General features: G+C 67.7%; 11 protein-coding genes. 8 read left to right on the forward strand and 3 right to left on the reverse strand.

Annotation, left to right across the window (positions count from 1 at the left end):
- Nucleotides 1–193 precede the first annotated feature (193 nt).
- Genes N7367_RS14905 through N7367_RS14915 form a run of 3 tightly spaced genes read left to right on the forward strand, consistent with a single transcriptional unit; the run spans nucleotide 194 to nucleotide 3,644 of the window.
- Nucleotides 194–1,720: an alpha/beta fold hydrolase gene (locus tag N7367_RS14905; protein WP_111187200.1), complete on the forward strand. Its 1,527-nt coding sequence runs from the start codon at nucleotides 194–196 to the stop codon at nucleotides 1,718–1,720.
- On the forward strand, nucleotides 1,717–2,463 hold the full coding sequence (locus tag N7367_RS14910) for an ATP-binding cassette domain-containing protein (protein ID WP_065174298.1): 747 nt from the start codon (nucleotides 1,717–1,719) through the stop codon (nucleotides 2,461–2,463). Before N7367_RS14905 ends, N7367_RS14910 begins: the two co-directional genes overlap by 4 nt.
- On the forward strand, nucleotides 2,460–3,644 hold the full coding sequence (locus tag N7367_RS14915; protein ID WP_193396730.1) for an ABC transporter permease: 1,185 nt from the start codon (nucleotides 2,460–2,462) through the stop codon (nucleotides 3,642–3,644). The genes N7367_RS14910 and N7367_RS14915 overlap by 4 nt, the downstream gene beginning before the upstream one ends.
- 156 nt (nucleotides 3,645–3,800) lie before the next feature.
- Here the strand turns inward: N7367_RS14915 and N7367_RS14920 are convergent, their stop codons facing one another.
- A complete protein-coding gene (locus N7367_RS14920; RefSeq protein ID WP_279942689.1) occupies nucleotides 3,801–4,586 on the reverse strand; it encodes a helix-turn-helix transcriptional regulator in 786 nt (261 codons plus the stop codon).
- Between the two features lie 77 nt (nucleotides 4,587–4,663).
- On the opposite strand from N7367_RS14920, the gene N7367_RS14925 reads away from it, so the two are divergent.
- Nucleotides 4,664–4,918 (forward strand): hypothetical protein, encoded by a 255-nt coding sequence (locus tag N7367_RS14925; RefSeq protein ID WP_111187202.1) that lies wholly within the window; start codon nucleotides 4,664–4,666, stop codon nucleotides 4,916–4,918.
- Between the two features lie 59 nt (nucleotides 4,919–4,977).
- On the opposite strand, the gene N7367_RS14930 is transcribed toward N7367_RS14925, so the two are convergent.
- Entirely contained in the window at nucleotides 4,978–5,976 is a 999-nt protein-coding gene (locus tag N7367_RS14930) for a TonB family protein (protein WP_053519576.1), read from the reverse strand.
- A gap of 201 nt (nucleotides 5,977–6,177) precedes the next feature.
- Nucleotides 6,178–6,783: a TIGR00645 family protein gene (locus N7367_RS14935; RefSeq protein ID WP_053519577.1), complete on the reverse strand. Its 606-nt coding sequence runs from the start codon at nucleotides 6,781–6,783 to the stop codon at nucleotides 6,178–6,180.
- A 109-nt stretch (nucleotides 6,784–6,892) separates the two neighbouring features.
- Between N7367_RS14935 and N7367_RS14940 the strand changes: the two genes are divergently transcribed.
- The 4 genes from N7367_RS14940 to N7367_RS14955 all read left to right on the forward strand — a co-directional run.
- Complete coding sequence (locus N7367_RS14940) at nucleotides 6,893–7,582, forward strand: glutathione binding-like protein (protein ID WP_053519578.1); 690 nt, start codon at nucleotides 6,893–6,895, stop codon at nucleotides 7,580–7,582.
- Between the two features lie 193 nt (nucleotides 7,583–7,775).
- Nucleotides 7,776–10,004 (forward strand): S9 family peptidase, encoded by a 2,229-nt coding sequence (locus N7367_RS14945; RefSeq protein ID WP_164150492.1) that lies wholly within the window; start codon nucleotides 7,776–7,778, stop codon nucleotides 10,002–10,004.
- Nucleotides 10,005–10,029: 25 nt separating this feature from the next.
- Nucleotides 10,030–10,548 carry a cytochrome c oxidase assembly factor Coa1 family protein gene (locus tag N7367_RS14950; RefSeq protein WP_279942690.1) on the forward strand — a complete coding sequence of 173 codons (519 nt, stop codon included), beginning with the start codon at nucleotides 10,030–10,032 and terminating at the stop codon, nucleotides 10,546–10,548.
- Between the two features lie 79 nt (nucleotides 10,549–10,627).
- Nucleotides 10,628–12,415: DUF885 domain-containing protein (locus tag N7367_RS14955; protein ID WP_279942691.1), on the forward strand; the 1,788-nt coding region annotated here is incomplete at its 3' end.

A 12,415-nucleotide genomic window follows, 5' to 3' on the forward strand; every position in this document is an offset into this window, starting at 1 on the left:
CCATGAGTCTGCGTGGCCGACGGCTGCGCTGCTCGCCATGATGCGACGCCGCATTCGATCCGGCCGACATGGGCCTGGCTTTCCAGTGACGATTGCCCATCGCCGCCAGCCTCCTGCCCGTGTAAGTTGGGTCACATCTTCCGCGGCAGCCCGTCGTGGTCGACAGGAACGTCTTCCAGGGGAAACGAGCACGATGCAAAGACACCACCTCGCACTGGCCGGCGCGCTGGCCAGCCTGCTGCTTGCCGGTTGCGGCGCAGCGCCTTCCGGCAGCGCCGATGCGGCGGCGGAAACGCCCGGCCGCCGCTACGGACAGATCGACTTCCAGCCCTGCACATTGACCACGATGGGCGCCAGCGCCAACGTCGAGGCACAGTGCGCCACCCTGCAGGTGGCCGAGGACAGGGCGCAGCCGCAAGGGCGGAAGATCAACCTCCGTATCGCCTGGCTGGAATCGGGCAACAGTGGCTCCGGCCAACCGGATCCGGTGTTCTTCCTCGCCGGCGGGCCCGGGCAGGCGGCCAGTGAGGTGGCGGTCATCGTCGATACCGCCCTGCGCCAGGTTCGCAAGCAACGCGACATCTTCCTGATCGACCAGCGCGGCACCGGTGGCTCCAACCCGCTCAACTGCCTGGGCGCAGATGGCAAGGAACTGGCGTTCGACGAAGAGGCCCCCCCCAGCGAGGCGCTGCTGCGCGACTACGCCCAGCGCTGCGCAAGCTCTTTGCAGGGACGTGCCGATGCGCGGTTCTACACCACCCGCGACGCCGTTGCCGATCTGGATGCCGTGCGCCAGGCGCTGGGCGTGGATGCGCTGAACCTGGTGGGTGGTTCCTACGGAACCCGCGTGGCCCAGCGCTATGCCGCGGCCTATCCGCAGCACACCCGCAGCATCGTCATCGACGGCGTCGTTCCGAACGAGCTGGTGGTCGGGGGGGACTTCGCCAATACCTTCGAAGACGCGATCAATCTGCAGTCGGCGCAGTGCCGCAAGGACCCGGCGTGCAGCAAGCGCTTTCCGAGCGACACCAGCAAGCAGCTGCGCGGCGTGCTCGATACGCTGCGCGCCGCGCCGGTGACCGTTGACTACCGCGACCCCGGCACGAACGCGCCGCGGCGCGACGTGCTGACGCCGGACAGCGTGATGGGGCTGGCGTTCGCCTTCTCCTATGTTCCGCAGTACGCCTCGCTGTTGCCGCTGGTGCTGGACGAGGCTGCGCAGGGCCGCTACGCACCGCTCGCCTCGCTGGCACGCGGTGCCAACCGCAGCATGGGCTTCCAGATCAACCGCGGCATGCAGTGGTCGGTGATCTGCAGCGAGGACGCTCCGCGCTACCACGCGCCAGCCGCTAATGCCGAGCGCCTGTTCGGCAACGAGGTGGCCAGCGCCTTCTTCGCGCCGTGTGCTGTCTGGCCGCACACCGCGGCCCCCGCCGCGGATGCCGCACCGCTGCGCAGCGAGGTGCCGGCGCTGCTGCTGTCCGGTGAACTGGACCCGGTCACGCCACCGCGCTACGCCGCACAGGTGCTCAAGGGGCTGCCGCAGGGGCGCGCGCTGGTCGCGCGCGGCCAGGGCCACGGCACGCTTTCCGCCGGCTGCATGCCCCGCCTGCTGGGCCAGTTCATCGACAGCACCGATGCCAAGGCGCTCGATGCCAGCTGCCTGGATACGCTGAGCTACGTGCCGGCGTTCACCTCGTTCAACGGATGGGAACCATGATCGTCGCCGACAACCTGCACAAGGCCTTCGATACCCGCACCGGCCGCATCCAGGCGGTGGCCGATGTCGGCTTCCGCGCCGAGGACGGCCGCATCACCGGTCTGCTTGGCCCGAACGGTGCCGGCAAGACCACCACCATGCGCATGCTGTACACCCTGATGACGCCTGACCAGGGCAGCATCAGCGTCGATGGCATCGATGCCGCGCGCAATCCCGTGGAGGTCCGTCGCCACCTGGGCGTGCTGCCCGATGCGCGGGGCGTCTACAAGCGGTTGACCGCGCGCGAGAACATCGCCTATTTCGGCCGGCTGCACGGCCTGTCCGAAGCACGCATCCGCGAGCGCATCGACGTGCTGTCGCAGGCGCTGGACATGGGCGACATCCTCGACCGCCAGACCGATGGCTTCTCGCAGGGCCAGCGCACCAAGACCGCGATCGCGCGCGCACTCGTGCACGATCCGCGCAATGTGATTCTCGACGAGCCGACCAACGGCCTGGATGTGATGACCACCCGTGCACTGCGCCGGTTCCTGCTGGGACTTCGTGAGGAAGGGCGGTGCGTGATTCTGTCCAGCCACATCATGCAGGAGGTGGCTGCACTGTGCGACCACATCGTGATCATCGCCAAGGGCACGGTCATGGCCGCCGGCAGTGCCGATGAGCTGCGCGCGCAGTCCGGCGAAGCCAATCTGGAAGATGCGTTCGTGAAACTGATCGGCAGCGAAGAGGGCCTGCACGCATGAGCATGATGTCGACCCTGATGACGGTGATGCGCAAGGAGCTGCGTGATCTCTCCCGTGACCGCCGCACGCTGCTGCTGACCCTGCTGTTCGGTCCGCTGCTGTACCCGGTGCTGCTGCTGGGCATGGGCAAGCTGGCCGAGAGCCGCGTGCGCACGCAGATCGAGCAACCGCTGCAGATTCCGACCATCGGCGCGGACAACGCACCGAACCTGGTCCGCTTCCTGGCCGCGCAGGGGCTCAACGCCAGCGCAGCACCCAAGGACCTGGCTGCGGCCATCCGCAACCAGGACATCGACGTCGCGCTGCGCATCAGCGATGACTTCGGCGAGGACTGGGCCGCGGGCAGGCCGGCGCTGGTGGAGGTGATCAAGGACAGCACCCGGCGTGCCGCCGAAGTGCCCAGCGCACGCCTGGAAGCGGCGCTGGCCACCTACAACGGCCAGGTGGGCGCACTGCGGCTGATGGCACGCGGCGTGGATGCCCAGGTCGCGCGTCCGCTGGACGTGGGCAGCCAGGATCTGGCCAGTGCCGAAGCGAAACGGGGCATGATCCTGTCGATGCTGCTGCCGGTGCTGTTGACCCTGACCTCGTTCATCGGCGGCGCCTATCTGGTGATGGACGCCACGGCAGGCGAACGCGAGCGGCAGTCACTCGAGCCCCTGCTGGCGACGCCCGGCTCACGCAGCGCGATCGTCAGTGGCAAGATCGCCGCCGCCTGCGTGGTCGGCTTCGCGTCGCTGCTGTTGACCCTGGTGGCTTTCAAGGTCAGCGCGCAGATCGCCCCGGGCAACATCGGTCGCCAGTTCAACATGAATGTCGGCTCGATGCTGCAGATGCTGCTGGTGATGTTGCCGATGCTGCTGATCGGTACCTCGCTGCTGACCTTCCTGTCGGCGGCGGCCAAGAGCATGAAGGAAGCGCAGAGCCACATGACCTGGCTGATGCTGCTGCCGATGCTGCCCGGCTACGCGCTGGTCGCTTACCCGCTGAAGAGCGAGCTGTGGCAGTACGCGGTGCCGTTCCTGTCGCAGAACCAGATGCTGCTGAAGGTCATCCGCCACGAAGTGATCAGTCCCAGCGTCTGGGCGATCTATCTGGGCGCCAGTCTCGGTCTGGCCGCACTGCTGTGGTTTGCCGCCGTGCGCCGCTACCACAACGAACGCCTGGCGATTTCCGGCTGACCGCCACTGGAAGCGCCGGGCCCTACCCGGCGGATAGGGAACGAGGCCCGGTCATTCCGGGCCTCGCTGTTTTCAGGTCCGCGTTGCCTGCCAAGTAGCGACGCGCTGGGTGAACCCCGGTGCCGGTCGATCGACGTCGCCCCGCTGTCGGCGACGTCAGCCCTCTGCATACCGCGCAGGCGTCACCCCCATCTCGCGCTTGAACACGGCGATGAAGGCGCTGGGGGTGTCGTAGCCGAGCGACAGCGACACGCTGATCACCGGTTCCCCGGCCAGCAGGCGTGGCAGCGCCAGCAGGACGCGCAGGCGCTGGCGCCATTGGCTGAGTGTCATGCCGGTTTCGGCGCGCCAGTGGCGCGCAAGGGTGCGGCTGGACAGTCCCATGGCAAGGGACCAGGCCTCGACGCTGCGGGTGTCCTGTGGTGCACGCGCCAACGCCGCAGCAACGCGCCGCAGGCGCCGATCGCGTGGCTGCGGCAAGGCCAGCGGCAGCGGTGTGCTGGCGTCGATCTCATCGGCAATGACGCCGGCAAGACGCTCCTGCACCGCGTCGAGCGGTGCGGGCGCCCAGCGCAGCGCGCGATCCACGGCTGCCTGCAGCAGGGCGCCCGGTTGCACGATGCGTGGGCGTGCCGGGAGTCGCGTGCAGGTCGCTGCGTCGAGGTACAGGCTCCAGCCATTGAACGGGCCGATGCTGGCCAGCGCATGCGGCAGTCCGGGCGGAACCCACGCCATATGGCCGGCTGGCAGCAGCCAGTGCAGGTCGCCTGCCTCGATCCGCAGCAGGCCCTGTCGCGCCCCCAGCAGCTGCCCGCGGGCGTGCTGGTGCCGGGCGGTCCGGCGTGGACGGTCCAGGGCCAGTTGCGCGGTCAGCAGCACCGGCCCTCGGGCGGTGTCGACCAGGGGCGGGTCAATCAGTGCGGGGGATGTCTGATATGCCATATCAACTGGCAGTTATACGGCAGATCCGGCAGACAGCAGCGTCCACACTGCACTCCACCCGCCGAAAGGAGTTCCTCATGCAGCCTCAAGACATCCTCCCTGACCATCAGAACGACGTGGTCGCCAACGGCCTCACCGTGCGCAAGGGCAGCGTGGGCGCTTTCCTTGCCAGCGTCCGCGACTGGCAGGATCCCGCCGGCAGCCCTGCGTCCCGGGCAGCGGCGGAAGCCGACCTGCGCGCGCTGCTGCCGGGTCTGCATGCGTTGGGCCTGTTCCGGATCCTGAGGGCACGCGATCCGGCCCTGCAGCACCTGATCGACGGCGCGCGCTGATACGAACAAGGCCCGGACAGACCGGGCCTTGCCGTGATCGTTGGCGGGGATGTCCCGGCTCAGCCGCCCGGCGCGAACACCAGGGTGCGGCGGGTGGTGACCGGAGCGCTGACCGGCTCGAAACGCCAGCGCTTCACGGCGTTCATGGCTTCGCGGTCGAAGATGCGCGCGGGCGTCGCACGCAGCACGCGGGCGTTCACCACCGAGCCGTCGGTACCCACGGTGATCTCCACCAGTACCTCGCCGGACGTGCCAGCGCGCAGGGCGTCGGCCGGATAGCGGGGGGCCGGCGTACTGACCGGACGCAGGCTGGGCGCGGCGGCAGGTGCCTGGCGTGCGGCATTGGCCTGCTGCGCAGCGGCCTGTTGCTGCTTCTGCTCCGCTTCACGCCGTGCGGCGGCCTGGCGCTCGGCTTCCTCGCGCTCGCTGTCACGGCGGGCGGCATCCTGCTGTGCGGCGATCTGCCTGGCCGCATCGGCTTCCTTGGCACGCTGCTCGGCCAGGCGCTGCTGCTCGGCCTGTTGCCGGGTACGGTCCTCGGCGTCCTTCTTGGCCCGCTCCGCTTCCGACTCGGTGCGCTTGGCCGCGTTCTCCACACCCTTGGCCAGGCCTTCCTTCAGGCGTGGCAGGGCCGGTGCGGAGGCATCCACCTTCTCGATCAGGGCGACCAGGCGCTGCGCCTCGGTGAAGTCCTCGCGGCCCAGATGCTGCTCGGCCGCGATCAGGGTGTAGGGCAGCAGGTCGGTCAGCGCACTTTTCACCGCGGCATCGTCGGGCGTCTTGTCGCGCAGGGCCAGGTAGTACTCGATGGCGTTGTCGCCGGCCGGGGCATACATGCGGTTCTCGCGCAGCGCCTGGCTGGCCGACTCGCGCAGCTGCTCGGTGCCCATCGACTGCACCTTGGCGGCCACCACCGGTGTCGCCGGCGCCGCGGCGGCAGGCGATCCTGCCGGGGCAGGGGCAGGCGTTTCTTCCTTGCCCGAGCAGGCGGCCAGGGCCAGTACCAAGGCAACCGGCAGCCACCGGCGCGCGGCGGTGATCGTTGTGACGTGCGACATCCTGCTCCCCTCTAAGAAGACGACGTTACGTAAATCATTGATATGCATGGCCGGGACCGTGGGTCCGAGCACGGCAGGGTGGCGTTTCCCGACGCCACCGCCGGCAACGGCGAGGAAGCAATCTAGCATCCCCGCCAGCGCTGCGTACAAGGGCGGCAGCGACGACCGGCGGTGGCGTCCGCGCCACCACCGGCCAGCGCCTCAATGCGCCTGTGCCTTGTCGTGGCTGTTGGACATCAGCTTGTCGGTCCAGGCGATGCCGATCGCCGAGAGGATGAACACGCAGTGGATGATGGTCTGCCAGAGCACGCCCTGCTCGGTGAAGGTCGAGCACCTGGCGGCACCGATGTTGGCAGCGGCGACGTTCATCAGTTCCGGCGCGCACAGCGGCAGGCCGCCCAGCGAACCGCTGGCGATGAAGGTCTTGAGCAGGTGGATCGAGGAAATGCCGATGATCGCCATCGCCAGCTTCACCTTCAGGACGCTGGCATTGACGTGGCTCAACCATTCCGGCTGGTCGGGATGGCCTTCCAGCCGCAGGCGCGAGACGAAGGTTTCATAACCGCCGACGATCACCATCACCAGCAGGTTGGAAATCATCACCACGTCGATCAGGCCCAGCACGATCAGCATGATCTGCTGTTCGCCCATCGAGGCCGAGTGGGAGATCAGGTGCCACAGTTCCTTGCCGAACAGGAACACGTAGACACCCTGGGCGACGATCAGGCCCAGGTACAACGGCAGCTGCAGCCAGCGCGAGGCGAAGATCAGCGAGGACAGCGGGGAGAGGGGGCGTTGGGGGGACATGCAGGACAGTGCGTTGCGGGGGAGGAGCGAGGTTACCGGCCCGCCATGACGGTGCCAAGCCAACTCTCGCACTAGACTTCAGGTTCCTTACCGCACCCGAGCCGCTGCCATGATCGATCTGTATTACTGGCCTACCCCGAACGGCCATAAAGTCACCCTGATGCTGGAGGAAAGCGGGCTGGAGTACCGCATCCACCCGGTCAACATCGGATCGGGCGACCAGTTCAAGCCGGACTTCCTGGCGATCTCGCCCAACAACAAGATGCCGGCCATCGTCGATCATGCGCCGGCTGACGGCGGCGCGCCGCAGAGCGTGTTCGAATCCGGTGCGATCCTGCTGTACCTGGCCGAGAAGACCGGTCGCTTCCTGCCCACCGATGCGCGTGGCCGCATCGCCACGCTGGAATGGCTGTTCTGGCAGATGGCCGGGCTGGGCCCGATGAGCGGCCAGATGGGGCATTTCAATGTCTACGCACCGCAGAAGATTCCTTACGCCATCGAGCGCTACGACAGCGAGGTGCGGCGCCTGCATGGGGTGATGGACAAGCGGCTGGCCGGGCATGCCTTCCTGGCCGGCGAGGAGTACACCATCGCCGACATGGCCAGCTATCCGTGGGTCGGTGCCTACGACGCGCTGCCGGCAGATTTCGATGCCTTCCCGAACCTCAAGCGCTGGCATCAGGCCATCGCCGCGCGCCCGGCCACCCAGCGGGCGTATGCGCTGCGCCAGCAGGTCAATCCGAACGCCGGCAAGCCGCTCAGCGATGATGAGCGCAAGCATCTGTTCGGCCAGCGCTGAGGGTCATGCGCAGGCCGCTGCGCTTGCCGGGCATGGCCCGGCGCTACCCGCCCGTCAACGGCCGATGTGCCGTGCCCGGTCCCTGCCATGGGCAGAAGGTCATGCTGCCTTCCCGCACGGGCTTGGTTAGGATGGGGGCTGATCGCCACCGCACATGCTGCGGTGGCGGACCTGCCGTTTGCCGGGATCCTCCATGCGCCACCTGTTCGCTTCGCTTGCCCTCATGCTCGCCACCAGTACTGCCGCCCACGCTGAAAAACTGACGCTGGAAGCCATCACCGGTCCATTGCCGCTGTCCGGGCCGACCCTGATGAAGCCCAAGGTCGCTCCGGACGGTTCGCAGGTCAGCTTCCTGCGCGGCAAGGACAGCGACCGCAACCAGCTGGATCTGTGGACCTACGACATCGCCAGCGGCCAGACCCGCCTGCTGGTCGACTCCAAGGTGGTGCTGCCGGGCACCGAGACCCTCAGCGACGAGGAGAAGGCCCGCCGCGAGCGCCAGCGCATCGCGGCGATGACCGGCATCGTCGATTACCAGTGGTCGCCGGACGCACAGCGCCTGTTGTTCCCGCTCGGCGGCGAGCTCTACCTGTACGACCTGAAGCAGCAGGGTCCGGCAGCAGTACGCCAGCTGACCCACGGCGAAGGCTTTGCCACGGACGCCAAGCTGTCGCCGAAAGGCGGCTTCGTCAGCTTCATCCGCGGCCGCAACCTGTGGGTGATCGATCTGGCCAATGGCAGCCAGCTGCAGCTGACCGGCGATGGCAGCGCCACCATCGGCAACGGTGTGGCCGAGTTCGTGGCCGACGAGGAAATGGACCGCCACACCGGCTACTGGTGGGCGCCGGATGATTCGGCCATCGCCTTCGCCCGCATCGACGAAGCACCGGTACCGGTACAGAAGCGCTACGAGGTCTATGCAGACCGCACCGATGTCATCGAACAGCGTTACCCGGCCGCCGGCGATGCCAATGTGCGCGTGCAGCTGGGCGTGATCGCGCCGGCCGCCGCGGCACAACCGCGCTGGATCGACCTGGGCAAGGAACAGGACATCTACCTGGCGCGCGTGGATTGGCGTGATGCCCAGCACCTGACGTTCCAGCGCCAGTCGCGTGACCAGAGGCAGCTGGATCTGGTGGAAGTGGCATTGGACTCAAACCGTCAGCGCGTGCTTGCCCATGAAACCAGCCCCACCTGGGTGCCACTGCACAACAGCCTGCGCTTCCTGCAGGACGGCAGCATGCTGTGGTCGTCCGAGCGTACCGGCTTCCAGCATCTGTACCGCATCGACAGCACGGGCAAGGCCACCGCGCTGACCCACGGTGACTGGCCCGTGGATGAACTCCTGGCTGTGGATGAAGCGGCCGGCAAGGCCTATTTCCGCGCCGGCATCGAGACGTCGCGCGAGAGCCAGATCTACTCCGTCCCGCTGCAGGGCGGACAGGCGCCACAGCGGCTGTCCAAGGCGCCGGGCATGCACAGCGCCAGCTTCGCGCGCAACGCCAGTGTCTATGTCGACAGCTGGTCCAACAGCACCACACCGCCGCAGATCGAGCTGTACCGCGCCAACGGTGAGAAGATCGCGACGCTGGTGGACAATGATCTGGCCGATCCCAAGCATCCCTACGCGCGCTATCGCGATGCGCAGCGACCGGTCGAATTCGGCACCCTGACCGCTGCCGATGGCCGGACGCCGCTCAACTACAGCCTGATCAAGCCTGCCGGCTTCGATCCCTCCAAGCGCTATCCGGTGGCGGTGTACGTCTATGGCGGCCCGGCCAGCCAGACCGTCACCGACAGCTGGCCCGGACGTGGCGATCATCTGTTCAACCAGTACCTGGCGCAGCAGGGCTACGTGGTGTTCTCGCTCGACAACCGTGGCACCCCACGGCGTGGCCGTGAGTTCGGCGGCGCGCTCTATGGCAGGCAGGGCACGGTGGAGGTGACCGACCAGCTGCGCGGCGTGGCATGGCTGAAGCAGCAACCCTGGGTCGACCCCGCGCGCATCGGCGTGCAGGGCTGGTCCAACGGCGGTTACATGACCCTGATGCTGCTGGCCAAGGCGTCCGACAGCTATGCCTGCGGCGTGGCCGGTGCACCGGTCACCGACTGGGGGCTGTACGACAGCCATTACACCGAACGCTACATGGATCTGCCGGCACGCAACGAGGCCGGTTATCGCGAAGCGCGCGTGCTGACCCACATCGACGGACTGCGCTCACCCCTGCTGCTGATCCACGGCATGGCCGATGACAACGTGCTGTTCACCAATTCGACCAGCCTGATGAGTGCGCTGCAGAAGCGCGGCCAGCCCTTCGAACTGATGACCTACCCGGGCGCCAAGCATGGCCTGTCCGGTGCCGATGCGCTGCACCGCTACCGTGTGGCGGAAGCGTTCCTGGGACGTTGCCTGAAACCCTGAGTCACAACCGGGAAGGAGCCCGCCGATGAACCACCTGCCCCCCCCTGTTCCTGGCCATCCCGCCCATCCCCCCGGCTGGTGGCGCCGTCACTGGCGATGGGCGATGCCACTGACCGTGGTGGTGTTCCTGGGCGTACTGGGCGGTTCCGCGGCATGGAGTGTGATGCGCTGGGGCGAAGCCGCACGCGAGAGTCCGCCGATGCGTGAGGCGATGCGGCGCGCCGGATGCAGCATCGAGCTGGTGGAGGCCTTCGGCGAACCGCTGCGCGCCGGCTCGCTGCCATTGGGCAGCATGCAGACCGCGATCACCGGTGAGCGCGATGTGGGCCTGACCGTGTCGCTGGAAGGGACCCATGCGCATGGTCGCCTGTTCGTGCAGGGCATCCGCCGCGACGATGTCTGGGACTACCCGGTGATGTATGTGCTGGGTGCGGACAAACAGACCTTCGATCTGACCGCGCTGGACGATGAGGAGGCTGCGCAGGAGTGCGAACTGCAGGCCTGCCGCGAGCGCGGTGGCTGCCCGATGACGGCCGCGTTCTGACCGGCGCCATGACTTCCCACCGATTGTCGCCATCGCCATGAGCGCGTAGGGTGCGGGCAACCCTGTCCTGGAGTGCTTCATGAAGCCGATCGCGCTGGCCGTCGCCCTGGCCCTGACCGCTGCACCGCTGCTGTCCGCCCCCCCGGCCCTGGCCGCACCGGCCGCCAAGGCCACCACGCCTGCCAGCCCCGCCTGGGTCGCGCGCAGCAATGCGCTGGCGCAGATCCTGCTCGACGCGCAGGGACCGTTCCAGCCCGAGCAGACCGGCTTCTTCGGCGTGCCGGGCTATGACGACAAGGTGGCCGACCTCGGCCCGGACAATGGCGCGCGCTACCGTGCCGCGACCGCCAAGGCGCGCGACGAGCTGCAGACCCGGCTGGCTACGGAGAAGGATCCCAACGTCCGCCAGGACCTGCAGATCATGATCCACGCCGCCAACCAGAACATCGAGGGCAGCGAGCTCAACGACAAGTACCTGCTGCCGTGGACCGATGCGCCGCAGACGGTGTTCAGCGGCCTCAATCTTCTGCTGTCCGACCAGGTGCCGGCCGAGCGCCGGGCCAAGGCGCTTGATCGCCTCAAGGCGTACGCCGGGCTGACGCCGGGCGGCACCGCCTTCACCACGCTGGCGCGCCAGCGCTACGAAGAACGCCTGAAGGACAGCGCGCTGCTGCAGCCGACGAAGATCGAAGTGCAGCAGTCGCTGGACAACGTCGAGACCTACATCAGCGGCATCGAGTCGCTGCTGAAGAAGTACCAGATCAGCGGCGCCGATGAAGCGATGAAGGCCCTGGCGGGGCAGATGAAGGAGTACGCGGCCTGGACGCGCAAGGAGGTGCTGCCGAAGGCGCGTACCGACACGCGCCTGCCGGCGCCGCTCTACGCATACCAGCTCAAGCAGGTCGGCATCGACATCGACCCGAAGCTGCTGATGCAGCGTGCCCAGCTGGAGTTCATGGAAACCCGCTCGGCGATGCAGCAGCTGGCGCCGCTGGTGGTGAAGGAGAAGGGCCTGAAGGTTGCCGACCCGACCGATCCGGTCGCCGTGATCCGCGCACTGAAGGCCGACAAGATCGCCGACGACCAGCTCGAAGGCCACTATCGCAAGGTGATCGACGCCATCGATCCACTGATCCGCGAGCATGGCATTGTCGACGTGCCCAAGCGCGCCATGCAGATGCGCCTGGGTTCGGCTGCCGAGAGCGCCGCCAGCCCGGCACCGCATTTCCTGCCGGCACCGCTGGTGAACAACACCGGGCAGCAGGGCACCTTCGTGCTGCCATTGGGCAACCCGGCGGCCGGTGCCGGCGCCCAGTACGACGACTTCAACTTCGGTGCGGCCGCGTGGACCCTGAGCGCGCATGAGGGCCGTCCCGGCCATGAGCTGCAGTTCACCGCGATGGTCGAGCGCGGCGTCTCGCTGGCGCGCACCATGTTCGCGTTCAATTCGGTGAACGTGGAAGGCTGGGCGCTGTACGCCGAAGCGGAGATGGTGCCGTACGAGCCTCTGGACGGGCAGATGATCGCCCTGCAGTTCCGCCTGCTTCGCGCCGCGCGCGCGATGCTTGATCCGATGCTCAACCTCGGCCTGACCGACCGTGCAAACGGCGAACGGGTGCTGATCGAACAGGTCGGCCTGTCCAAGGCCATGGCCACCCAGGAGCTGGACCGCTACACCGTGCGCATGCCCGGCCAGGCGGGCAGCTACTTCTATGGCTACACCCGCATCCTGGAGCTGCGCATGCAGACCGAACTGGCACTGGGCGCGAAGTTCGACCGCCTGGCGTTCAACAACTTCCTGCTCGACCAGGGCCTGCTGCCGCCGGATCAGCTGGCCGACGCAGTGAACCAGGTGTTCGTGCCGAAG

The organism is Stenotrophomonas sp. GD04145 (assembly GCF_029835135.1).
Taxonomy (GTDB): Bacteria; Pseudomonadota; Gammaproteobacteria; order Xanthomonadales; family Xanthomonadaceae; genus Stenotrophomonas; species Stenotrophomonas maltophilia_P.

Bases quoted from the DNA above. Each gene is read 5' to 3' on its own strand.
- N7367_RS14905 (WP_111187200.1), top strand. From the start codon at position 194: ATGCAAAGACACCACCTCGCACTGGCCGGCGCGCTGGCCAGCCTGCTG.
- N7367_RS14910 (WP_065174298.1), top strand. From the start codon at position 1,717: ATGATCGTCGCCGACAACCTGCACAAGGCCTTCGATACCCGCACCGGC.
- N7367_RS14915 (WP_193396730.1), top strand. From the start codon at position 2,460: ATGAGCATGATGTCGACCCTGATGACGGTGATGCGCAAGGAGCTGCGT.
- N7367_RS14920 (WP_279942689.1), bottom strand. From the start codon at position 4,586: ATGGCATATCAGACATCCCCCGCACTGATTGACCCGCCCCTGGTCGAC.
- N7367_RS14925 (WP_111187202.1), top strand. From the start codon at position 4,664: ATGCAGCCTCAAGACATCCTCCCTGACCATCAGAACGACGTGGTCGCC.
- N7367_RS14930 (WP_053519576.1), bottom strand. From the start codon at position 5,976: ATGTCGCACGTCACAACGATCACCGCCGCGCGCCGGTGGCTGCCGGTT.
- N7367_RS14935 (WP_053519577.1), bottom strand. From the start codon at position 6,783: ATGTCCCCCCAACGCCCCCTCTCCCCGCTGTCCTCGCTGATCTTCGCC.
- N7367_RS14940 (WP_053519578.1), top strand. From the start codon at position 6,893: ATGATCGATCTGTATTACTGGCCTACCCCGAACGGCCATAAAGTCACC.
- N7367_RS14945 (WP_164150492.1), top strand. From the start codon at position 7,776: ATGCGCCACCTGTTCGCTTCGCTTGCCCTCATGCTCGCCACCAGTACT.
- N7367_RS14950 (WP_279942690.1), top strand. From the start codon at position 10,030: ATGAACCACCTGCCCCCCCCTGTTCCTGGCCATCCCGCCCATCCCCCC.